Source organism: Hymenobacter polaris, from assembly GCF_012927305.1.
Taxonomy (GTDB): Bacteria; Bacteroidota; Bacteroidia; order Cytophagales; family Hymenobacteraceae; genus Hymenobacter; species Hymenobacter polaris.
Genome location: NZ_JABBGH010000001.1, coordinates 644604 through 667009, shown reverse-complemented (window position 1 = coordinate 667009; position 22406 = coordinate 644604). Strand labels below are relative to the sequence as shown.

The window sequence follows — 22406 nt, the reverse complement described above, 5'->3', positions numbered from 1 at the left end:
AGCTTTATGCCACTTAGTTTACGCAACCGCCCCGGCGCCCGCCGGTATGGTTTTTGGGGGCTGCTCGGGCTCCTGGCTTCGGCCACCACGCTGCACGCCCAAACCACCCCCAGCACCGTGTACGCGCTGGGCACTACTACGCAGGCGTATGGCGGCTTCGCGGCCGGTGCCCAGCTGCTCGCCCAATTTAACCCAGCCACGCAGGCCTACACCCCCAATAGCCTCGTCGCCGTTGCGGGCGTAGCGGCCGGCCAGCAGCTGGTGGGTATTGATGCGCGGCCGAGTACGGGCCAGCTTTTCGCGCTGGGCTACGCGGCCGCTTCGGGCGCGGCGCAGCTGTATACGCTCGCGGTTAGCTCCACCGCTGCCGTGGCCATTCCGGTTGGCACGGGCTTTACCTTAAACCTGCAGGATGCGAATCGTTCGAATACCTACGGCTTCGTGACCAACGTAGGCTTTGACTTCAACCCGCGGGTAGACCGCCTGCGGGTGGTGGCGCCCAATGGCACCAACTACCGCCTCAACCCCAATACCGGGGCCCTCGTGGCCACCGATGGCACCTTAACCTACGCGCCAGGCAGCTCGGTGGGCCACGCGCCCTACATCGGCACGGCGGCCTATACCAATTCCGTGCTCAGTGGCTTAGGCACAACGCTCTACGACATTGACCTGACCAACACCAACGGGTTGCTCTCGACGCAAGCGCCGCCCAACGATGGGGTGCTCAACCCGGTGGCCCCCGTCACGTTTGCCGTCAATGGGGCTACTACGTACTACCCCCTGGCCTCCCCCACCATTGCCCTCTCCCTGGATATCGCCTATGACCGCGTGGCCGCGCAAAACCTGGCCTTCCTGCTGGAAGCCCGCTACTCCAACGACCCGGCGGTAGCTGACCGCTACGCCAGCAACTTTTACGCGCTCGACCTGACGACGGGCAAGGCAACGGGTAAAAATCTCTTCGGGGCAATACCCGTTTTCTTGTACGACATCGCGGCCTCGGTTTCGCTGGCCAAGACCTGGACGGGCGCGGTAAGCACCGCCTGGGAAGATGGCGGCAACTGGACTGGCGGCACCGCGCCCTCTGCAACTGACGACGTATTCATTCCGGGTACGCCCGCCAACCAGCCCGTAGTAGGCAGCTCAGCGGCCACCAAGCAGGCGCTGTCGGTGACGCTGGGCAACGGCGCCGTGCTAACGACGGCCGACGGCGGCGTGCTGAGCGTGTACGGCAACTTTGTAAACAACGACGGCACGGTAGCCGGTAGCGGCAGCGGCCGGATAGCCCTGGTAGGCACTACCCGGCAAGAGATTGCGGGCGGGAGTGCCTCCAACTTCCGCAACCTGAGCGTGGGCACGGCAGGGGCCTTCACCAGCGCGGACGTGTCGGTGGAGGCGGGCCTCACGCTAACCGGCAACCTGACGGTGACCGACCAATCGTTTACGCTGCGCTCGAACGCAACCACCGGCACGGCCTACGTGGTGAACAACGGCGGCACGCTGCTAGGCACAGCCACGGTGCAGCGCTCCATCGACGGCAGCCTCAACGGCCAGGGCATCGGCTACCGCCACTACTCGGCGCCGGTTACCAACACCACGGTGGGCGACATCGCGACCGCCACGTACACGCCCGTGTTCAATCCGGCCTATAATACCAGCACCACGCCGGACGCCACCACCCCCTTTCCAACGGTGTATGGCTACAGCCAGCGCATGTACGAAAGCTCGCCGGCCGTCACCATCACTACCGACTTTGACCGTGGCTACTTTTCGCCCACCGCCACTACGCCCTGGGTATCGGGCACGGGCTACTCGGTAAACATCCCGAACAACGAGGTGGTGGATTTTGTGGGCACGCTGGCCAACGGCAACATCAGCACCACCCCGCAGGGCCGCAGCGCCAAAGACAACGCCGGCTGGCAGCTGCTGGGCAACCCCTACCCCAGTGCCCTCGATTGGGACCAGGTGGTCAGCACGGGCTTGGCGGGCCTCAATAATGCGCTGTTTGTGTACAAGAGCACCGGCCGGTACACGGGCACCTACGCCAGCTACGTAAACGGCCAGCCCGCCAACGGCGGCACCAACGTAGTGCCGCTGGCGCAGGGCTTCTTCGTGCGCACCAGCATGGTGGGCGGCCAAGGCAGCCTCAACTTCCAAAACAGCCAGCGCATTACCAGCGCTACCACCGCCCCCTTCCAGCGCACCACCGCCGACACCCGCCCCCAGCTGCTGCTGGAGCTGAGCAATGGCACCGCGGCCATCCAAACCGACATCTACTTTGAGCGCGGCGCCACCGCTGCCTTCGACGCCACCTTCGACGCCGAGGCCCTGCCCACCAGCAACGGCCTGGTGCTGCTATCGGAAGCGGGCGCCAACCTACTGTCCATCAACGGCCAGCCGGAGCTGGCGGGCACCTCTACGGTGCCGCTGCGCGTGGCCGTGGCTACGAGCGGCACCTACACCCTAGGGGTAGCCAACCTGGCCAACCTGCCCACCGGCTACCACGCCTACCTGCGCGATGCTACTCTGAACACCTACACCGACCTGGCTACCACGCCCCGCGTGGCGGTGAGCCTGGCCGCCGGCCCGGCTACCAGCCGCTTCGCCGTGGTGTTTGGCACCAGCGCCCCGCTAGCCACGGCCCCCGCCGCCCTGGCCGCCCTGGTGGCCGTGTACCCCAACCCGGCCCACCACGCGGCCGTGCTGCTGCTGCCCACCAGCCTGCGCGGCCAGGCCGCCAGCGAGGTCGAACTACTCAACGCCCTGGGCCAGGTGGTGCTGCGCCGCACCGTAGCCGCCGGCGGCTCCGACCAGGTAGAGCTGCCGCTGAGCAGCCTGGCGGCCGGCATCTACACCGTGCGCGCCACTACCAGCGGCGGCTCGGTAGCCAAGCAGCTGCGGGTAGAGTAGCCCGCCCTAGGCCCCGGCCTGCTAAAAAAGGCCCGCTGGCAAGCTGCCAGCGGGCCTTTTAAGTACCTGCTTACTACGCACGAGTACATAAAGCAACTATATCAGCTCCTAAACTGCTGAAGCACGATACGGAGAATGTGGGAAATGAAGATACAGCCAATTACATCTCCACATTTCCTACATTTCTACATTCTCTTACGACTTTAGCCCACCGGGCAAGCCCTGGGGATAATCCTGCTGGATGTCTTTCTGCAACTCCTCAATGCGGTTGCCGGGGCTAGGGTGGGTGCTCAGGAACTCGGGCGGGTTGCTGCTGCCGGCTTTGCGGCCCAGCATCTGCATCACTTGCAGCATGGCGGCGGGATTGTAGCCCGCGGCGGGGGTAAACTTCACGGCGAAGTTGTCGGCTTCCAGCTCGTCGTTGCGGCTAAAGCGCAGGCCCACCAGCTTGGCAATCATGGCGGCGGCGGCGGCGCGGGCCACGCTGCTGCCGGGGTTATTGGGGTCGTAGCTGGCAATGGCGGCGGCCCCGCTCAGGCCCTGCGTCAGCTGGCTTTGGGCCACCTGCTCGGCCGAGTGGCGGCCAATGACGTGGCCAATCTCGTGGGCCAGCACCCCGGCCAGCTGCCCCTCGCTGGTGAGGTTATCGAGCAGGCCCTTGGTGATGAACACCTGCCCGCCGGGCAGCGCAAAGGCGTTGATGGTCTGGTCGTCGGCCAGCAGATGGAAGTTGAATTGGTACTTCGTTTTCTGGTCGAGGCCGTTGGCGCGCACAATTTGTTGGCCCACCTGCTGCACGGCGGCCGTGGCGCGGGCGTCGGTGCTTTCGCCGCCGTACTGCTGCTCCATGGCGGGGGCGGCCTGCACCCCCAGGGCTATTTCCTGCTCGGCGCTCATGTTCACGTGCTGCTTCTCGCCGGTCACGGGGTTGGTCGAGGTATTGAAAAAGTAGCCAATCAGCGTTACCAACGCGATGATGATGCCAATAATAGTTTGGGTGTTGAGGCGCATGGGGGTAGCAAGAGTGAGTGAAGAGGCCTAGGCGGCGGGCGCGTAGCCGCAATCTAAACGCAGCGCCGTGCCGCAGGTTATCGCGCCGCCGCGGCGGGCCCTAGCTTCGCGCCCGCAACCAGTTTCTGCGCTTCTCCCTACCGTATGTTTTTTCGAATTTCTCCGCACCGCGCCTCCCGGCTGGCCGCGCCGCTGCTGGCGGGCCTGCTGCTGGCGGGCTGCGGTCACGCCCTGCCCAACGTGCCCGGCTTTGCGGCCGCCGCCTGGCGCGCCGACCCCTACGCCTGCCTGGGGCGCCGCGCCGCCCTGCTGCCGCCGCTACTGGCCGCCCGCGCCCGCCTCTACGACGCCCGCGCCGACGACGTGACCGCCCTGCTCGGCCACCCCGACGAGGAGGAGCTGCTGGCCCAAACCGAAAAGGTATACAGCTACTACCTGCTGCCGGGCGCCCAGTGCGGCCCGCGCCACCCGCGCTCGGCCGCGCCGCGCCTGCGGCTGCGCTTCGGCCCCTTGGGCACCGTGACGGAGGTGCAGGCCGAGCCGCTGCCCGCCCCGGCCCCCTAGCAAAAAAGCGCCGGCCCTAGGGGGCCGGCGCTTCAGTAAAGCCTTGGCTGCTTGGGCTGCTTAGCCGTTGCCGTTGGCCACGCCCGTGGGCAGGCTGCCATCTTGCTGCAGCTGGCTGAGCTGGCTGGGCGACAGAATGCGGCTGCACTCCTGCTCGTACTGGCCCTGCAACTCGGCCAGCAGGGTGGAGCGGCGCGCGGGGTTGGTTTTGTTGGCCAACTCGATCTCTTGCTGGCGGTCCAGCCGGGTGCGGTTCACGCGCAGCAGGCGGATGTACTGGGCCTCGTTGAGCTTGAGGCGCTCGGCCATTTCGCGGGTTTGCGTTGCGGCGGCAACGGCGGCGGGGGTGGTTTGGGCAAAGCTAGGGGCGGTGGCCGCCAGCAGGCCGGCAACGAGCAACAGGGGTTTGAGTGTCATAGCTTGGTTAGGATGAAAGTGAGACGAAAAGCACAACAGTGCCACCCGCGATACAAACTTATCTAAGCTGCGCCATAGTTCCAATAACCTGAGCTTTATTTTGTCCTTAAAAAGCTTATTTTTTACCTATTACCCCTTTATTTATTTGTTATACTGCTGAGCTTCAATAAAAAATAGTTAGCTCAGCCGTAAAAAATAAATGGCGCGCTTACCTAGCGGCTCTATCCCAGCCCCCGGCCGGGCTGTCCGTGGGCCCACGCGGGGCCCGTATAGCCCTGATGGCCGGGGGCCCGCAACGGTTGCGTGGCTTACTTAAAAAAATTCCTGAAATCGTTATGCTCACCTGCTTTGCCCCCGACCTCACTCCTACCCAGCCCACCTATCAGCTTTCGGAAGAGGAAAGCAAGCACGCCGTGCGGGTGCTGCGCCTGGGTGCCGGCGCCCCCGTGCTGCTGGTCGATGGCCGCGGCACGCTGGCCCAGGCCACCATTGCCGAGGCTAACCCCAAGCGCTGCGTAGTGCAGTTGCAAAACCGCCAGCTGGTGCCGCGCCGGCCCTTTTACCTGCACGTGGCCCTAGGCCCCACCAAAAATCTCGACCGCCTGGAGTGGCTCGTCGAAAAAGCCGTGGAGGTGGGCATCGAGCGCCTTAGCTTCGTGCGCTGCGCCCGCTCCGAGCGGCGCGAGCTGAAGCTGGAGCGGCTGGAGAAAATCGCCGTCAGCGCCCTCAAGCAAAGCGGTCAGGCGTGGCTACCGCAGCTCGACGAGCTGGTAGACTACGATAAACTTCTGCCCACCCTCGACCCGGCCACCACGTTCATCGCCCACCTCGACGCGGGCGAGCGCCTGCCCCTAGCCCAGATTATTGGCGCCGCTCCCCGCGCCTGCGTGCTCATCGGCCCCGAGGGCGACTTCTCGCCCGCCGAAATCGCGGTGGCGCTAGGCCTCGGGGTGCGCCCAGTCACCCTAGGGTCTTCTAGGCTACGGACGGAAACGGCGGCACTGGCGGCCGTGTTCACGGCCCAGGTGGTGGTTGAGCAGAAAACAAGCCCGTCATGCTGAGCTTGCCGAAGCATCTCTACCGCGTAACTAACTCCTGACGTCAGAATTACTGCTGCGGTAGAGATGCTTCGGCAAGCTCAGCATGACGTTCTAATATAATCATTTACGTCGTCACGAATTGGTCCTCGCCGCCGGGCTCTTGCGCGGCGAGCTTGGCCCGGCGCTTGGCTTTCCAGGGGGCGTCGTGCTCCCAGTCGCCGGCCATGAGGCAGCCGTAGGGGCGAATCTCATCGACCACGCGGGCCAGCTTGAACTCCGCGATTTGCTGGCGCACTTCGGCGGCGTCTTTGTAGGCGCTGGGCAGCTCCGAGGTGTCGATGCGGTTGAAGAAGAAGCGGGCGTCGATGCCCTGGGTTTCGAGGGCGTACTGCGCCTCGTCGGTCACGCGGCCGAGCTGGCGCTTGTGCTGGGTGCGGCTCAGGTTGCGGCCGGCGCCGTGGGGCGCAAAGCCCAGGTTATTGCCCGTCACCTCGCCTTCCACGAGGAGGATGGGCTGGGCCATGTTGAGCGGAATAATGCGGCGGGCATCGCGGGCATCGGGCAGGAAGTGGGCGGCCAGGGGCGTGGCGCCCTTGGCGTGGTAATACACGTCGCCGTCGCGAAACACGAAGTTGTGTTCGTTCCAAAACCGCTCGGTGGGCGCGGCCACCCCTAGGCGCGTGGCCAAAGCATCGTGCAGCACCTCGTGGTTGAGCTTGGTCCAGCGGCGCACGGTTTGCAGGGCGGCCCAGTACTGCTCACCCTCGGGCGTGTCGGCCGGAATCCAGGCGTTGGCGGGCGCTGTGTCGGGCGAGCGCTCGCGGCGAAACCGCTCGGCCAACTGCATCCCGGCTTTGTAGAGCAGCGCCCCCACCCCGCGCGAGCCGTGGTGCGTCACCAGCACTGTGTCGCCGGTGCTGGCCTGGGTGCCCACGTACAAGAAGTGGTTGCCGTCGCCCTGGGTGCCCAGGTGCTCCTGCGCCAGCTGCAGGCCGCGCCCCGAGTTGAGGTAGGGGTTGGCCGCCAGCTCGGCGCGCAAATCGGCCGGCAGGGCAAACTGCCGCTCGGGCGGGCGCCCGCCGGGGCCGAAGTGCGTGATGGCCTGCGCCGCATCGAGCACGGCCCTAGGGTCTTGGCGACCCAGGTTGGTGAGCATCACCGAGCAGCAGATATCGGCCGAGTGCATACCAGGGTGAATGGCCTGGCGCGCCGCCACCACCCCGCCCACCGGAATGGTACCCACCGGCCCGGCCGGGCAGGCATCGGGCATTACGGCGCCGGCTACCACGGTGGGCACGCGCATGAGTTGCTGCATCGACAACCGCACCTGCTCCACATTTTGCTGTTCCACGGCCGAGACTGCCCGAATATTTTCGTGAAATGGCAGCGGCTCGGGGCGCAGGGGCAGCGGCGCGGGCGCCCGAAACTGCGCCACGTAGGCTTCCAGCGCCTCGCCCGCCAGGCCGTGGGCGTTGATGTGGGCGAGGGCGTCTTTGAAGTATTTGCCAGGGCGCAGGCCTAGGGCAATGAGGTCTTGGCCGGTGAGCATAAAGTTTGGGCAAATAGTTTTTACTGGCCGAATGTAGTACGTGAACCTACCAGCAGTCTCCAGCAACGTGCCTTTTGCCCGCAACTAGTTCTTACCCGCTACTTTATTCGCTGGTATTTCCGGAGTATCCGCAGCACTGCTTGCTGCGGCAGCTTGTACACGGTGTTGCCGTTGATACCTTCCATCGTTTCGGCCGCTACCATTGCGTTAATGATGGCTTCCTCTACTGCCTGCACGGTCGCGTCAAACAGGGGGTCGATTAAATCATTCGGCAACTGCTCCACCTTCACAAAATCCTTGCGCTGAAAGGCCGTTTGATTGGCCGTGGAAAAGGCAATAAATATGTCGCCCGAGCCATTTTCGCCGCGTCCGCCCACCAGGCCCATGCCAATGGGCACCCGGGCGGCAATGCGTTTTAGCTGGTGCGGCAATACAGGCGCATCCGTGGCCACTACCACAATAATCGACCCGTCGCCCTCCTGCCGGTAAGAGGGCGCCGCGTTGAATTTATACTCCAGCGTATCCTTCAATTCCTTGCCAACGGGCACGCCCGCAATGGTGAAATTGCGTCGCTTACCGAAATTTGATTGCACTAATACGCCAACGGTATAGGTAGAATCGCCGACCTGCACCACCCGCGAGGCCGTGCCCGTGCCACCCTTGAAGCCTAGCGTCAGCATGCCTGTACCGCCGCCCACGTTGCCTTCTTTGAGGGAGCCCGTCGCGGCGGTGTTCAAGGCCTCAAAGGCATTGCTTTCCTTCACGTGGAAGCCGTAAATGTCATTCAAGAAACCATCATACGTTTCAGCCACCACCGGGTAGGCGAACCAGAAATCGTCTTTGTGCCAGCCCGTTTTCACAAACCACTTCGTTACGGCATCGCGCACCACGCCCACGCTGTTGGTATTGGTCAGCATTATCGGCGTTTCTAGAAAGCCCGATTCCGTTATCCAAGTAGTACCCGTCATTTCGCCGTTGCCATTTAGGGCGTACCAATTGGCATAAACCGGATTGTTGTGCTTGCCCCGGGGCAAAATGGCCGTTACGCCCGTCCTGATTGGGCCCTTGCCCCTGACATTCTTCCCCTGCCCCGAAATGATGGTGCTATAGCCAACTTCTACGCCGCGCACGTCGGTGATGGCATTGAATTTACCCGGTGTGCCGGTGAACGGAATGCCAATATCCCGGGCCCGCGGCTTCTGCCCAAAAACCAGCGCTGGCACTAAAAAAAACAAGAAGAATAGATAGTGGTGCGTCATTGGTGGTGTTGCTAGGACTGGTTGGCGATAGTGACAGAGGGCACCAAGGATGGCCATGTCTGCGTTAAAGTTGCGCAGTAGGCGCTAGCTATGGTGGCGGCCCCAAAGCAGTTGGCTGGCCCTCGAAACTTTCCGCCCTACCGCTTCCTTTGCGTTACCAGCCGCCCCACCCGGCTTTCTACCATGCTTCGTCCCTTTCTGCTCGCCGCTTCCCTCTTGCTTCTCACCGCCTTTGCGCCCCCTAGGGCCGCCGCGCCCAGCAACCAGCTGGCCAAGCTGCACTACGGCGGCGGGGGCGACTGGTACGCCAACAAAACCAGCCTGCCCAACCTCATCAGCTTCTGCAACGCGGCGCTGCACACCAACCTGGCGCCCGACGAGGCCACCGTGGAGCTGGACTCGCCCGAGCTGCTGACCTACCCTTTCGTGCACATGACGGGCCACGGCAACGTGAACTTCACGGCGGCCGAGGCGCAGAACCTGCGGCGCTACCTCACGGGCGGCGGCTTTCTGCACATCGACGATAACTACGGGCTCGACAAGTTTATCCGGCCCGAAATGAAAAAGGTATTTCCCGAGCTGGAGTTTGTGGAGCTGCCCTACTCGCACCCCATCTACCACGAGAAGTACCAGTTTCCGAAGGGTTTGCCCAAGGTACACGAGCACGATGGCAAGCGCCCCCAGGGCTTCGGCCTGCTCTACAAGGGCCGGCTGGTGTGCTTCTACACCTACGAGTGCGACCTGGGCAACGGCTGGGAAGACGTGGGCACCTATCCCGAAGACACCCCCGCCATCCACGAAGCCGCCCTGAAAATGGGCGCCAACCTAGTGGCCTACGCCCTCACGCAAGACTAATTCTTTTAATGTAGAAATGTGGGAGATGTAAAAATGTAGGGAATGTGGAAAAGGCGGTCATGCTGAGCTTGTCGAAGCATCTCTCCCGCGCCCCTAGGGGTTGTTCAGTAGAGATGCTTCGGCAAGCTCAGCATGACCGCCTTTTCCATATCCCCCACACTTCTACATTTTCTACATCTTCACATTTCTACATTATTCTTCCTTCCCGCCCAGCAGCTGCCAGGCTTCCTCGTTGCCTTGCTGGCCGGCCAGGTGCAGGGCCGTGAGGCCACGCGCATCGCGCAGGGTGGCGTCGGCGCCGGCTTCGAGCAGGATTTTAACCAGCTCGTTGCGGCCGAAGAGGGTGGCAAACATGAGGGCGGTGCCGCCGTTGCCGTTAGTGAGGTTGAGGTCGGCACCGCGCGCGATGAGCAGGCGGGCAATAGCAGCGTAGCCCTTGAAGCAAACCCCCATCAGGGCCGAGTTGCCGCTGGCATCCTGCAGGTTAAGGTCGGCGCCGGCGTCGATAAGCGCCTCGGCGGCGGGCAGGTGGTCGTCGTAGGTGGCCAGGATGAGGGCCGAGTGGCCCTTGCCGTTCTGGGCGTTCAGGTCGGCGCCCTGGGCTAGGAGGTGGTTGATTTCGGCGACGTCGCCGCGGCGGGCGGCATCGTACAGCAGGTCGTTGGGCTGGGAGGAAGTGAAAGACATCGCAGATTTAACGGATTACGCGGATACGCCGCTAAAGCGGCTGGCTACGCGGTTTGTTTTGGGCCCTAGGGGCGGCGCCCCCTGGATGTGCTTAATGAACTACTCCTCCAAACTCATTGAACTCAGCGTACCTCGGCGGTTTACCACTGCGTACCTCAGCGGAAACTTCCTGGCACGTAGTCTATAGCATTCCCAGAATCAGCCAGTTACTGCATGTTTTGAATAAGCGCGGCGTAGAAGCGGATGGCCTGCTGGTAATCGGCCACCCCGAGGCGCTCGTTGGTGCCGTGGATGCTCTCGATGGCCGCCTGGTCAACTAATACCGGCGCGAAGCGGTAGGTAGCCTGCGGGCACAGCGGGGCGTAGGTGCGGGCATCGGTGGCGCCCAGCACCGTGTAGGGCGCCACCAGCGCCCTCGGAAACACGCTGCCAATGGTGCGCTGCAAGGTGGCAAAGGCGGCGTTGTCGGTGCGCGACACGGGCGCGGCCTCGCGCCCCGGTCCTAGGGGGCGCACCTGCACCAAAGGGTCTTGAATAAGCTGCCGCACCCGGCGCACCACCGCCGCCACCGAGTCGCCGGGCAGCAGGCGGAAGTTGACGGTGGCCGAAGCATCAATGGGCAGCACGTTGTCCTTATCGCCGCCCGCCATGATGGTGGGCGCGGTAGTGGTGCGAATGGCCGCGTTGGAGGAAAGCGCCCCGGCCAACTGGCGCTTGATGAGCGGCCCAAACAGCCACTGGTTGGCAAACACCAGCCGCCGGCCAACGGGCACGGCCGGCGCCAGGTAGTCAAGCGTGCTGCCAATGCCGCCATCCAGGCGGGCCGGAAACGGCGCGGCTTCCAGCCGGGCCACGGCCGCCGCCACCCGCCCAACGCTGGTGAGCGCGGGCGGCATGGACGAGTGCCCGCCCTGCCCGGTGGCCGACAGCACCAGGCTCAGATAGCCCTTCTCGCTGATGCCCACCAGCGCCACGGGCTGCGCCAAACCCGCCACACCATCGGTTTTGATGGTGCCGCCCTCGTCGAGCACCATTTCCAGGGCCGGGTAGCGCTGCCGGATGAGCGCAGCCAGGGAGCCGGCCCCGCGCTGGCCCAGGGTTTCCTCGTCGTGCCCGTAGGCCAGCAGCACCGTGCGCCGGGGCTGGTAGCCAGTGCCCAGCAGGTACTCCACGGCTTCGAGCTGCCCCAGCAGGTTCATCTTATCGTCGAGGGTGCCGCGGCCGTAGAGGTAGCCGCCCGCCTGCTGCCCAGCAAAGGGCGGGCGCGCCCACTGCCCCTCGGTGCCGGGCAGCACGGGCACCACGTCCTGGTGGGCCAGCAGCAGCAGCGGCTTCAAGCGGGCATCGGTTCCGGCCCAGGTATAGAGCCGCCCGTAGTGGTTCACGGTTTGCAGCTTCAACTGCTGGTGCACCCTAGGGAAGGTGCGCGCGAGGTAAGCCGCCAGCTGGTCGAAGGGTACTGTATCGGTATCGGCGTAGCGCGTGCGCGACACGGTAGCCAGGCGCAGCGCCCCCGCCAGGTGCGCGGTGGCCGAGTCGGCGGGCAGGCGCAGGGTAGGCGCCGGCGGCACCGCGCCCAGTTGGCGGTTGGGCAGGCGCAGCGTGTTTACCAGTACGGCCACCAGCAGTAGCACGACCCCTAGGGCCAGCAGGCGAAGAAAAAGGCGCATGGCCGCAAGTTAGAAGCCGGGCCCGATTCTAAGCGGGCTCAAACGTTTCCACTACTTCGTACATCCCCGGCTCGAAAGTGGCAAACGACAGGGCCTGCTCCAAGTAGGGCGAGGCCGTGGGGTTGGCCCGCATCCGCTCGTAGTCTTCCCGGCTGCGCCACTGCGCGTACATGGTCACTTTGCGGCCATCGAGGCTGCGGTGCAGGCTGGCCGACACAAAGCCGGGCACCTGCCGCACGCTGCCCGCCGTGGCCAGGGCAAGCAGTTGCACCAGGCGCTGCTGCTGGGCGGGCTCTACTGTAAATACGTTAATCAGCGTCAGCAGCTGGTTTTTGATGGTGATAGTAGGCATACCGGAGTAAACGAAAAGGCTCACCCAATACTTTAAGTAGCGCTTAGCCCACCAGCCGCTGCACCAGGCCGCGCATACCGGGCAGCTGCGCCAGGCGCACGCCCGCGTTCACCAGCCAGGGCCGGGTGCCCAGCAGGCGCAGCAGGCGGTGGCTATGCGCCAGCTGGGGCCCCAACTGCTGGCGCACGGCCCGGTCGTAGCCCGCCAGCGCCGCCGCGCCAAACTCGCCCATTGCGCAGGCCTGCCGCACCTGCTGGGCCGCTAAAATGCCGCTGCGCACGGCCGTATCGATGCCGTGGCCCTGCAGCGGGTCGATGAGGGCGGCCGCATCGCCGCACAGCAGGAAGCCCGCCCCGCTAATGGGCGCCGCCGGGCCGGGTGCGCCACCCAGCGGCAGCCCAAAGCCCCGCGTGGGCCCCAGCTGCCGCGCCTGGGCAAAGCGGGGGCCTAGGGTGGGGTGCGCCGTCACCCACTCGTGCAGCAGCTTTTTCAAATCCAGGTGGTGCCGGCTCACCAGCTCGCTGAGCATGCCCAGGCCCACGTTGTAGCGCCCCGCCCCCACCGGAAACAGCCAGAAGTAGCCCGCTAGGTAATCGCGGCTAAAGAAAAACTCCGTCGTATCCTCTTGGCAGCCGGCCACGTGCTCAAAATAGGCCCGCACGGCCACCCCGGCGTGGGGTCGGGCGGGGGCGGGCAGCAACTGGCGCCGCATCCACGACTGCGCCCCGTCGCAGCCCACCAGCAGGCGGGCGCGCAGGGGCCCTAGGGTAGTGGCCAGCTGCCAGGCGCCGGGCTGCCCACCGAGCGCCTGCGGGGCGGCCTCCTCCCAAATTTCGGTGTCGGTATGCTGGCGCACCAGCGCCAGCAGTGCATTGTCAAAGGCCAGCCGGGGGCTGCTGAAACTGGGGTTTTTCCAGTGCAGCCACAGGCTTCGGCCGCTGGGCGCCACCAGGCGGCTGTGGCGGGCGGGGCTTTGGGGGCGCAGCGCCCCTAGGGCCGCGCGGTAGGCCGGGTCGAGGCGGGCCAGGGCCGTGAGGGCCGCCCCCGGCACGGCATCGCCGCACACCTTATCGCGCGGAAAACGGGCCTTGTCGAGCAGCGCCACGCGCAGGCCGCTGCCGCGCAAGGCCAGCGCGCAGGCCGCGCCCGCGGGCCCCGCCCCCACAATGGCCACGTCGAACGCGGGCGGAGCAGCAGCGGGCAAAGGGAGGATGGTCATGGCAGCGGCAAAGGTAGAGGCCAGTCCGCCCTGCCCGGTATTGCTACAAAAAACGGCTACCGCACAAAAATCTGGATAATTTCTAGGCCATTCGCATACTTTTGCGTAAAATCGCGGTTGCAATTGTAATCAAGCCGCTTTAACTTGCTCCTTAGCCTGGGCAGTCAACGGCCCCTAATTCTTTTTAAAGTACCTTTCCAGAGTAGCCACTTCATTACCACCCACCACGGCACCAACAGCCTATTGTTTGTGAATTTTTACTGTTTAACAACCTAATTTTTAGTGACAGGCCTCGTTGTTTAGACACTGGCCGCTCATCATTTTTCCAACCCACCCTTATTTCTAGCCGCTGTTTTGCTTGTTGTATTATGTTAGAAGAACTCACTGCTGCCAACTATGGCCTCTCGGCTGCGCCGGAAGACAATCCTACCGTTGAGGTTGACAACTCGCTGCCCCGCGCGGTGCTGCGCCAAGGCACCCACCTGCTGCTGGATGGCAGCTGGAAATTTGCCCTCGACCCCGACGACCTGGGCTTAAACGAGGAGTGGTTTGAAGGCCACGACTACCGCTACGTAGCCCAATGGCCGGGCTCGATTGAGGAGCACATTGCCGCCGCCCACGCCACCACCACCGCCGGCTGGCAAGACAAGGTAGTGGCTTGGTACGAGCGCACCTTCGACCTGCCCGAGGTGGTGGGCGACCGGGCCCGCAACCGCTCGCTCATTCAGCTCACCTTCGGCGCCTGCGGCTACGAAACGCGGGTATGGCTGAACGGCCAGCTGCTCGAAACCATTGAGGGCGAGAGCATTCACTACGGCGAGTACACGTCCTTCACCTACGAGCTGCCCGAAGAGAACCTGCACCTAGTGAACCGCCTCACGGTGCGCATTGCCGACACGATGGACGCCGAAACCACCCGCGGCAAGCAGGAGTCGCACGTGTATAAGCGCGGCGGCATCTGGTACCAGACCTTTACGGGGGCCGTGCGCTCGGTGTGGCTCGAGAGCGTGGAGCGCAACCGCCTGCGCTCGCGGGTGGGCGTCGATAGCGTGATTGAGGACAAGCTGGTGCGCTTCAACCTGACCTTGCGCATCCACGATGCGGCCGACTACACGGTGCGCCTGCGCGTGTTTGAGCCCGACGCCGCCCCCAATATCGCCCCGCTGGCCGAGTCCGATTTTCCGCTGCACCTCACTTCCGGCCAGCATGAGCAACGCCTGGTGCTGGAGGTGCCCGGCGCCGAGGTGTGGTGCCCCGAAAACCCGCACCGCTACCGCCTGGTGGCTCAGCTCATCGACCAAACGGGCTACGCGGCCCAGATTGAAGCCCGCTTCGGCCTGCGCAAGATTGAGGCCCGCGGCCGCAAGGTGTACCTCAACAACGAGGCGATTTACCTCGACGGCATCCTCTATCAGCCCGGCACGGCCACCTTTGCCGAGATGCAGCGCCACATGTACGCTATGAAGGAGCTGGGCTGCAACCTAGTGCGGGTGCACATTGCCGGCATCGACCCGCGCATCTACAACCTAGCCGACGAGCTAGGGCTGCTGCTGTGGGTGGAAGTACCCAGCCCCCACGCCAGCACCCCCCGGAGCCGCGAAAACCACTATGCCGAGCTGAAGCGCATGCTCAGCCTGATGGAAACTCACCCGAGCATCGTCATCTGGAGCCTCTATAACGAGGACTGGGGCGCCCAGGACATTGCCACCAACCCGGCTACCCAGCGCTACATCACCAATACCTACAACTTCATGCAGCTGGCGCACCCCCAGTTTTTGGTGATTGACAACGACGGCTGGCACCACATCTCGTACCACGGGCAGCTGAAAACCGACCTGCTCACGGCCCACCTCTACACGCCCGACCTGGGCCGCTGGCGCGAGCTGCTCGACCGCCTCGTGCGCGGCGAGTTGGAGGGCACGGCGGCCTTCCCGCTGGTAGTGGGCGACCCCTACTTCTACCGCGGCCAGCGCCCGCTCATCGTCAGCGAGTGGGGCGGCTTCGGCTTCTCGGACTACGGCGGCCCCCAGGACGCCGAGGCCCGCACCAACAGCATCCGCGACTTCAAGCGCGAGCTGCGCGCCCGCCCCATCGCGGGCGACGTGTACACCCAAGCCACCAACATTGAGGATGAGCGCAACGGCCTCATCGGTTTCCACACCGGCAAGCTGGATGTGCCAGCCGGGCTGCTCAATTCGCGGAGCCACGATAAGCCTTGCTAATCCATTTACTACCAAATAAAAAAGTCTCAGCTACAATAGCTGAGACTTTTTTATTTGGTTAGTTTATTTTATAATAAACTATATACCTATATTAATTAAAATTTAGATAACAACTCATCTTCTTCGTCCGGCTTACTATATGCGTCAGATGCCCGTCTTGTTCGCTTACGCGCGTTATTTTTTTACCTTGTTTAAAAACAAGTTGGAGACCGTGCTCCTGCTCCCAATCACACTCGCAGGTAACTTGGACGTATATATCTGGCTCATTATAAGGCCTTCTTGATACATAGATATCAGTTGGCCAGACAAATTTCCAGATTTCATTTTCGTCTTTTATATCTCTTAGTGGCTGGTCTTCTTCAATAAAATCGACCATTTTTAAGAACTCGATGCAGTTTTTATAAACCAGATAAGAGATACCTTCTCTGGCTGTTTTATCAAGTGCAAGAAAACTAGTCAGTGCTGCGTCTGCTTCTGTTAGAAACTCTTTATCATCGCTGGGTTCATAGCCCGTGAATGTTATAGGTAATTTCTTATTATCAAAAAATGGAATAGAGATTTTATTGCTTTTCCACCAGTCCGAAAAGTTTTTATCCTGAGTGAGGCTACCTATTACCTAAGATTCTATTTGAGCATTCATACGTAGCAATATAACCTTTCAATGCGGGAACACTTTAGGTTTCCTTTATTGAGATGCAAGGTATACGTACCTCCAAAAATTTCTGCTTCTTAACGTGGACTACCCTACAATTAACCCTAGGGTAGCCCGGCCTAGGGTGCCTGAGGTAATCGCAGGTTCCGTTCGCCACGCCCTGAGCTTTGTAAAAGCACCCATCCTAGGGTAGATACAGTACTTGAGCAACCGCTAGCCCTAGGGCCTAGGCCGCTGGCTTAGCGAGGGGCAGATGCCACCGCAGCAGGGGTACCAGCACGATAACGGGTAGGGGCGATACGATAAAATGCACCAGCTGCTTGCCAAGCTGTAACAGCGAGGCGCTGTGCGCCACCCGCCCCCCCAGCACCAGCAGCACCAGCGCCAGGCCCGCCAGCCCATAAAACTTGAAAACCAGGCGCCGCTGAGCTGGTAGCGGCAGCAATAGCAGCAGCAAAGCCCCGCAGATGGCCAGGTACAACACGCTGTATAGCAAGATGGGGGGCACGCTGTGCGGGTTGTCCATCACCTGCGTAATGGGCCCTTGCTGCAGAGCCGGCAATTGCTTAGCTAGGCCTAGGGCTTCCAGCAGCCGCTGGCTCCACGGCGTGAAGAGCGCATAAAGCTCCTCGTGGCAGAAGGTAGCGCCCACCAGCAGGCCCGCCAGCACTGCGCCCATGGCCCACCGGCCCCAGCTATCGGCCGGGGCGTGAGTAGCGGGCGCTGGTAATACGGGAGAAACGGGCTTATCCATAAACTTGCTGCGCAGCCGGGGCGGAGTGGCCAGCCGACCGGCCGGGCAGAGCCAAGCGGGAAGACCACCATATCCAAAGCAAGAAAATAAAACTGTATTCGATTACCGCGAAGGTATAGTGGTGGTTGAACTCCACCGTTTTATGCGAATAGTGATGATTGAGACAGAGGGCAATAATGCGCCCAATATTAACGGCGTATATTAATATATTTCCCAGCACAATAAACCAAAGCTTCCGCCCGGCGGTGCCACTTGGGAAAGCCAAAATAAACCCGCTGAACAAAGCGTAAAGCACCATACCGTCGCAATAAGGCCCGATAACTACGGTTGGCACATTTGCGAGTAAAATCATATTAGGTTGCGTGCTGGGCACGGTAGCAGCAAAACCAAGCCAGCGCAGTATCATTGCGCTCGCAGATGCGATATTATGCGTTAGAAAAGCGTCTAAGCGGCCATCGGGCTCTAGATATTTCTCATAGCCAAAAAACCAAAGTAAATAGAGGCTAACTGCTACAACTGTAAAATACAATAGCGGGCGGTTAGCTGAGATAGAAGAAGCTGGCATACTAGCGGACAAGGAGTGCGAATACAAATAAACCTTAAAAAAATAGCCCAAGCAAGTTGCTGGGCTATTCTTTCAGGAGGCAAAAATACCTTAGCGCTTGGCAGCGCGGATGCGGCGAACGGCGTAGGCCGCTCCGCTGGCAAGCAGCAGCGACGCGCCCCCGTCGATGGGCACCCCGGTTGGGCTGGGCACATCTTGCCGCGGTACGGTGGGCAGAGTGTCCATGGCGTAAGCCGAAGAGGCTAGCAGCGACAGCACGCAAACTGCCGCAGCCGAGCGAAGAAGATTAAGTAGGAAGTTCATGCGCATGAAAAGAGGGAAAGGTGAAAGGGGAAAAGAAGGCAAGTTTGTCTTGAAAAAAGTAAGAATAGTACGCAATAAATTGAATTTTTCTTATTGAATATATTATTTTAATACGCCTATATTTCTCGCCGCTAAAACAATTTCTTTTCAATATTACTTCGGATTTAGTGCTCGTAAAAGACAATCCAAAAACATTTTTCTTATAAAGTTTTAGTAATTTCTATCAACCCACAAAAAAATACTATACTGAATTTAATTTGCTACTATTGTATTTAAATATTATTGATTGTACAGGTTCAAGTTTATTGGCATATCTCACCTTAATTTCCTGCTAATAAATAGCAGTTTATAAAGAGTTTACTTAGGCTCTTTTTCAGCTAGCCCACCAGCACGTACTAGCTGCTTCCTATTTCACTGCTGACCCATTTTTTTCTAGTTTAGCTAGCTGCTACCGATGCTTTACCGGCCCTAGGGGTCCGCCTGCAGGTAAAGCCACGGACTAAGGCTGGCGGCGCTGGCCCTAACCACCTAGTCAGCGGCCGGAAACCCCCACCCCTTGGCGCGGGTTATCTTTGCAACTGGCCCCTAGGGCCGCCTTACCGAGTATGCCCGAGATAACGATAGACGCCGTTCGCCACGCCCTGAGCTTCGTGGAAGAGCCCGATTTGGGCCAGGACTTGATTACGCTCAACATGGTGGAAGACATTGTGGTAGAAGGCCGTACCGTGTCTTTTACCGTGGTGCTGACCACACCCGCCTGCCCGCTCAAGCAGCTGATTCACGACGCCTGCGAGCGGGCCGTGCACACGATGGTGGACAAGGACGCAAACGTGGTAATTCAGATGACGTCGCGCGTGACGACCATGCGCAACAACAACACGATTCTGCCGGGGGTGAAGAATATCATCGCCGTAGCGTCGGGCAAGGGCGGTGTGGGCAAGAGTACCGTGACGGCCAACCTGGCAGTGGCCCTGGCCGCCAGCGGCGCTAAGGTGGGCCTGGTCGATGCCGACATCTCGGGCCCCAGCATGCCCACTATGTTTGGCGTCGAGGATGCGCGGCCGCACGTGTTTCAGGGGCCCAACGGCAAGAACCTCATCCAGCCTATCGTCAAGTACGGGGTGAAGCTGATGAGCATCGGCTTTCTGGCCCCCGCCGAGAACGCCATTGTGTGGCGCGGGCCCATGGCTTCGTCGGCGCTCAAGCAGTTCATTACGGAAGTAGACTGGGGCGAACTGGACTACCTGCTGCTCGACCTGCCGCCCGGCACCTCCGACATTCATCTGACGCTGGTGCAAACCGTGCCCGTGACGGGCGCCATCATCGTGACCACGCCGCAGCCGGTGGCGCTGCTGGATGCGCAGAAGGGCTTGCAAATGTTCCGGCAGCCCCAGATAAACGTGCCGGTGCTGGGTATTGTGGAGAATATGGCCTGGTTTACGCCCGCCGAACTACCTGATAGCAAGTACTATATATTCGGCAAGGGCGGTGGGCAGCGTCTGGCCGACAAGCACGAGGTGCCGCTGCTGGGGCAGCTGCCACTGGTGCAGGCCGTGCGCGAAGCCGGCGACGACGGGCGCCCCGCCGTGCTGGCCGACGTAACTTCGCCCGAGGCGGCTACGTTCCGCGTCCTGGCCGAGAGCCTGGCCCGTCAGGTCAGCATCCGCAACAACGTGGCACCCAAAACCCAAGTTGTGACTATGAAGAACTAAGCCGGCCGGCCCCGCGGTTTTCCTAGCCCCGGTAGCGGGCAAAACCCGCCCGCGGTGGGCCGGCTGCCACTTCTCTCTCTACTCCTACATTTCCCACTCTGACTTATATGAATTCCGTTCTCGACCGTGTGGAGCAGGCCCTGGATGGGCTGCGCCCGTACCTGGCCACCGACGGCGGCAACGTGCGCGTGGCCGAAATAACCCCCGAAGGCGTGCTGAAGCTGGAATGGGAAGGCGCCTGCGGGGCCTGCCCCATGTCGCCCATGACCCGCGCCGGCCTCGAAGACACCGTGCGCCGGGCCGTGCCCGAGATTACCGCCGTGGAGGCGAAGTAAACTTTAGTTCTTGCGCTTAGTAGAACGTCATGCTTAGCTGGCGTCCGCTTGTCGAAGCCTCTTTCCCACGCCCTAGGGGTTGATTTGGTAGAAGTGCTTCGACAAGCGGACGCCAGCTAAGCATGACGTTCTGATTTTCAGCTGCCCTACCCCACCGCCCTATGCCCATCGACCCCGCGCTCCGCTCCTGGATTGACATCAAGCCCGCCGACGATTTCCCGCTTCAAAACCTGCCCTTTGGGATAATCTCGACGCCGGATACCGGGCCTAGGGTGGCCGTGGCCATTGGCGGCTACGCCCTCGATTTATACGCCTGCGCGCAGCTGGGCTACTTCGACGCGCTGGCCGACGACCTGCCGACGCTGGGGGCGGCGCTGCCCCGGGTGTTCCGGCGCCGCTCGCTCAATGCCCTGCTCAAGCTGGGGCGGCCGGTGTGGCTGGCCGTGCGCGAGCGCTGCGCCGAGCTGCTGCGCTACGACAACCCCGCGCTGCGCGACAGCGAGCTGGGCGTGCGCGCTTGCCTGCTGCGCCGCAGCGAGGTGGAGCTGCTGCGCCCCGTCAAGCCCACCAACTACACCGATTTCTACAGCAGCCTCGAGCACGCTACCAACGCCGGCAGCTTGTTTCGGCCCGGCAACCCGCTGCTGCCCAACTGGCGGCACCTGCCGGTGGCCTACCACGGCCGGGCCAGCAGCGTGGTAGCCAGCGGCACGCCCGTGCGCCGGCCCCAGGGCCAGTACCTGCCCGCCGGCGCTACGGCACCCACGTTCGGCCCCACCCAAATGCTGGATTTTGAGCTGGAAATGGCCTTCGTGGTGGGCCAGGGCACGGCCCTGGGCAGCACCGTGCCCCTGGGGCAGGCCGAGAGTTACATCTTCGGGCTGCTGCTGTTCAATGATTGGAGCGCCCGCGACATCCAAAGCTGGGAGTACCAGCCCCTAGGGCCATTTTTGGGCAAAAGCTTCGCCAGCAGTGTGTCGGGCTGGGTAGTTACCCTCGATGCGCTAGAGCCGTTCCGGGTGCCTGGCCCGGCGCAGGAGCCCGCGCCCCTGCCCTACCTGCAAGCCAGCGGGGCGCACCACTTCGACATTACCCTGGAGGTACTGCTGCAACCCGCCGAGGCCCCCGAGCCCACGCTGCTTTGCCGCACCAACACGCAACACCTGTACTGGAGCATGGCCCAGCAGCTAACTCACCACGCCAGCAACGGCTGCCCGTTGGCGGTGGGCGACCTCTGCGCCTCGGGCACCATCAGCGGCGCGGCGCCCGACGCGCTGGGCTGCCTGCTGGAATTAACCCGCCGCGGCCAGCAGCCCCTGACGCTGCCCGACGGCAGCTCCCGCGCCTGGCTGGCCGATGGCGATACCGTTATCATGCGCGGCTACGCGGCGCGCGAAGGGCTGCGCATTGGGCTGGGCGAGGTGCGCGGCACGGTGCTGCCAGCCGCCGAGTAGCCGGCGCTCGTCGGGCCACGAGCCGCGCTCACTGCCTCCGGACCGCCGCGGGCCTAGGGCCCGCGGCGGTCCAGATACTATTATGAAAAAATCCAAGTTAACGTTAGCCAGCTTGGTAAGCTGCGCGAAAGGGGGATGGTGCAAAAGTGCCTGAACAAAAAATAGCCTTGACAGCAAATAGCCAGCAAGCTATTGATTTATAGCTATTCGCGCTGTAATTTGCTTATCTATTATCCTCCTTCCTATTATCTGTAGCTACCCGCCGCCCACCGGTGCTGGCTAAAGTCTATTCTTATTTTGCTATGACCGTTCCGCAGTATTTAGCAGCGCTCGCGGCTAATACCCAAACAACCATAAACTTAGCTCGCCAATACTCGCCCGCAGAATTGTCTTTTCGGTCCGCCGACGATTGCAGCATCGCTGACTTGCTGGAGCACATTTGCCTGGTGGATGGCCGCACGCTGCACCTGCTAAGCAGCCAGTCGGGCCCGGTAGCCCCGATAAAAGAGATATACGGCGACAAAAATCTGCACCGGATTCTCGTTGATTATAAGGAGTTGCCCAGGCTTACAGAGCTCGAAACGGCCGCTCTCACCGGCCTGGCTACTACGCCCGCAGCCTTCGAGCGGTGCTTCCTGGCCCAGCGGCAACAGTTGGATTCGCAGCTCGCCAGCGGCCAGCTCCTCATCACCAACCAGGCCCATAAGCACCCCTACCTGGGCGAAATGACCGTGACCGATTGGCTGTATTACCTGTTGCACCACACCACCCGCCACCTCCACGACATTCGGGAAGTGGCGCAGCAGCTACCACCAGCGCTAAACTAACGGGTAGCCTGGGGCCACGCGGCCCTAGGGCCGCCCCCACCTTAAACTTCTT

General features: G+C 62.1%; 21 protein-coding genes. 9 read left to right on the top strand and 12 right to left on the bottom strand.

Annotated elements, in window-relative coordinates; all coding sequences use genetic code 11:
• Positions 1-6: 6 nt before the first annotated feature.
• Entirely contained in the window at positions 7-2907 is a 2901-nt protein-coding gene (locus tag HHL22_RS02865) for a DUF4394 domain-containing protein (protein ID WP_169529458.1), read from the top strand.
• Between the two features lie 195 nt (positions 2908-3102).
• Here HHL22_RS02865 and HHL22_RS02860 read toward each other — a convergent pair whose 3' ends face one another.
• Positions 3103-3918 (bottom strand): M48 family metalloprotease, encoded by an 816-nt coding sequence (locus tag HHL22_RS02860; protein ID WP_169529457.1) that lies wholly within the window; start codon positions 3916-3918, stop codon positions 3103-3105.
• A gap of 144 nt (positions 3919-4062) precedes the next feature.
• Here HHL22_RS02860 and HHL22_RS02855 point away from each other — a divergent pair, with 144 nt between their 5' ends.
• Positions 4063-4482, top strand: a complete 420-nt coding sequence (locus HHL22_RS02855) for a hypothetical protein (protein WP_169529456.1) — start codon at positions 4063-4065, stop codon at positions 4480-4482.
• 60 nt (positions 4483-4542) lie between these two features.
• On the opposite strand, the gene HHL22_RS02850 is transcribed toward HHL22_RS02855, so the two are convergent.
• Complete coding sequence (locus HHL22_RS02850; RefSeq protein ID WP_169529455.1) at positions 4543-4899, bottom strand: hypothetical protein; 357 nt, start codon at positions 4897-4899, stop codon at positions 4543-4545.
• Positions 4900-5234: 335 nt separating this feature from the next.
• Between HHL22_RS02850 and HHL22_RS02845 the strand changes: the two genes are divergently transcribed.
• Entirely contained in the window at positions 5235-5960 is a 726-nt protein-coding gene (locus HHL22_RS02845; protein WP_169529454.1) for an RsmE family RNA methyltransferase, read from the top strand.
• Between the two features lie 103 nt (positions 5961-6063).
• Here HHL22_RS02845 and HHL22_RS02840 read toward each other — a convergent pair whose 3' ends face one another.
• Together HHL22_RS02840 and HHL22_RS02835 are read right to left on the bottom strand one after the other, a co-directional pair.
• A complete protein-coding gene (locus HHL22_RS02840) occupies positions 6064-7488 on the bottom strand; it encodes an RtcB family protein (protein ID WP_169529453.1) in 1425 nt (474 codons plus the stop codon).
• 98 nt (positions 7489-7586) lie between these two features.
• Positions 7587-8804: a DmpA family aminopeptidase gene (locus HHL22_RS02835; protein ID WP_241737952.1), complete on the bottom strand. Its 1218-nt coding sequence runs from the start codon at positions 8802-8804 to the stop codon at positions 7587-7589.
• 126 nt (positions 8805-8930) lie between these two features.
• On the opposite strand from HHL22_RS02835, the gene HHL22_RS02830 reads away from it, so the two are divergent.
• Positions 8931-9602 carry a DUF4159 domain-containing protein gene (locus tag HHL22_RS02830; RefSeq protein WP_169529452.1) on the top strand — a complete coding sequence of 224 codons (672 nt, stop codon included), beginning with the start codon at positions 8931-8933 and terminating at the stop codon, positions 9600-9602.
• A gap of 192 nt (positions 9603-9794) precedes the next feature.
• On the opposite strand, the gene HHL22_RS02825 is transcribed toward HHL22_RS02830, so the two are convergent.
• From HHL22_RS02825 to HHL22_RS02810, 4 genes are all read right to left on the bottom strand, one after another.
• The gene (locus tag HHL22_RS02825) at positions 9795-10289 is read right to left on the bottom strand and encodes an ankyrin repeat domain-containing protein (protein WP_169529451.1); all 495 of its coding nucleotides are present in this window, start codon (positions 10287-10289) and stop codon (positions 9795-9797) included.
• Positions 10290-10495: 206 nt separating this feature from the next.
• Complete coding sequence (locus HHL22_RS02820) at positions 10496-11959, bottom strand: M20/M25/M40 family metallo-hydrolase (RefSeq protein ID WP_169529450.1); 1464 nt, start codon at positions 11957-11959, stop codon at positions 10496-10498.
• Positions 11960-11987: 28 nt separating this feature from the next.
• On the bottom strand, positions 11988-12311 hold the full coding sequence (locus HHL22_RS02815; protein WP_195809214.1) for an antibiotic biosynthesis monooxygenase family protein: 324 nt from the start codon (positions 12309-12311) through the stop codon (positions 11988-11990).
• Positions 12312-12354: 43 nt separating this feature from the next.
• On the bottom strand, positions 12355-13530 hold the full coding sequence (locus HHL22_RS02810) for an NAD(P)/FAD-dependent oxidoreductase (protein WP_169529449.1): 1176 nt from the start codon (positions 13528-13530) through the stop codon (positions 12355-12357).
• Between the two features lie 368 nt (positions 13531-13898).
• Between HHL22_RS02810 and HHL22_RS02805 the strand changes: the two genes are divergently transcribed.
• Entirely contained in the window at positions 13899-15752 is a 1854-nt protein-coding gene (locus tag HHL22_RS02805; RefSeq protein ID WP_169529448.1) for a sugar-binding domain-containing protein, read from the top strand.
• Between the two features lie 91 nt (positions 15753-15843).
• Here HHL22_RS02805 and HHL22_RS24440 read toward each other — a convergent pair whose 3' ends face one another.
• The 4 genes from HHL22_RS24440 to HHL22_RS24185 form a co-directional block, all read right to left on the bottom strand.
• Positions 15844-16365: a DUF6985 domain-containing protein gene (locus HHL22_RS24440; RefSeq protein ID WP_394354447.1), complete on the bottom strand. Its 522-nt coding sequence runs from the start codon at positions 16363-16365 to the stop codon at positions 15844-15846.
• A 265-nt stretch (positions 16366-16630) separates the two neighbouring features.
• Positions 16631-17158 carry an XrtX-associated membrane protein gene (locus HHL22_RS02795; RefSeq protein WP_169529447.1) on the bottom strand — a complete coding sequence of 176 codons (528 nt, stop codon included), beginning with the start codon at positions 17156-17158 and terminating at the stop codon, positions 16631-16633.
• A complete protein-coding gene (xrtX, locus tag HHL22_RS02790) occupies positions 17151-17723 on the bottom strand; it encodes an exosortase X (protein ID WP_169529446.1) in 573 nt (190 codons plus the stop codon). Before xrtX ends, HHL22_RS02795 begins: the two co-directional genes overlap by 8 nt.
• A 90-nt stretch (positions 17724-17813) precedes the next feature.
• Complete coding sequence (locus HHL22_RS24185; RefSeq protein WP_262888333.1) at positions 17814-17948, bottom strand: PID-CTERM protein-sorting domain-containing protein; 135 nt, start codon at positions 17946-17948, stop codon at positions 17814-17816.
• Between the two features lie 683 nt (positions 17949-18631).
• On the opposite strand from HHL22_RS24185, the gene HHL22_RS02780 reads away from it, so the two are divergent.
• The 4 genes from HHL22_RS02780 to HHL22_RS02765 all read left to right on the top strand — a co-directional run bounded on the left by HHL22_RS02780 (position 18632) and on the right by HHL22_RS02765 (position 22354).
• Positions 18632-19738, top strand: a complete 1107-nt coding sequence (locus HHL22_RS02780; RefSeq protein ID WP_169529444.1) for an Mrp/NBP35 family ATP-binding protein — start codon at positions 18632-18634, stop codon at positions 19736-19738.
• Between the two features lie 107 nt (positions 19739-19845).
• A complete protein-coding gene (locus HHL22_RS02775) occupies positions 19846-20073 on the top strand; it encodes a NifU family protein (protein ID WP_169529443.1) in 228 nt (75 codons plus the stop codon).
• A gap of 161 nt (positions 20074-20234) precedes the next feature.
• Positions 20235-21527 (top strand): fumarylacetoacetase, encoded by a 1293-nt coding sequence (fahA, locus tag HHL22_RS02770; RefSeq protein WP_169529442.1) that lies wholly within the window; start codon positions 20235-20237, stop codon positions 21525-21527.
• Between the two features lie 302 nt (positions 21528-21829).
• Positions 21830-22354 (top strand): DinB family protein, encoded by a 525-nt coding sequence (locus tag HHL22_RS02765; protein WP_169529441.1) that lies wholly within the window; start codon positions 21830-21832, stop codon positions 22352-22354.
• Positions 22355-22406 lie beyond the last annotated feature (52 nt).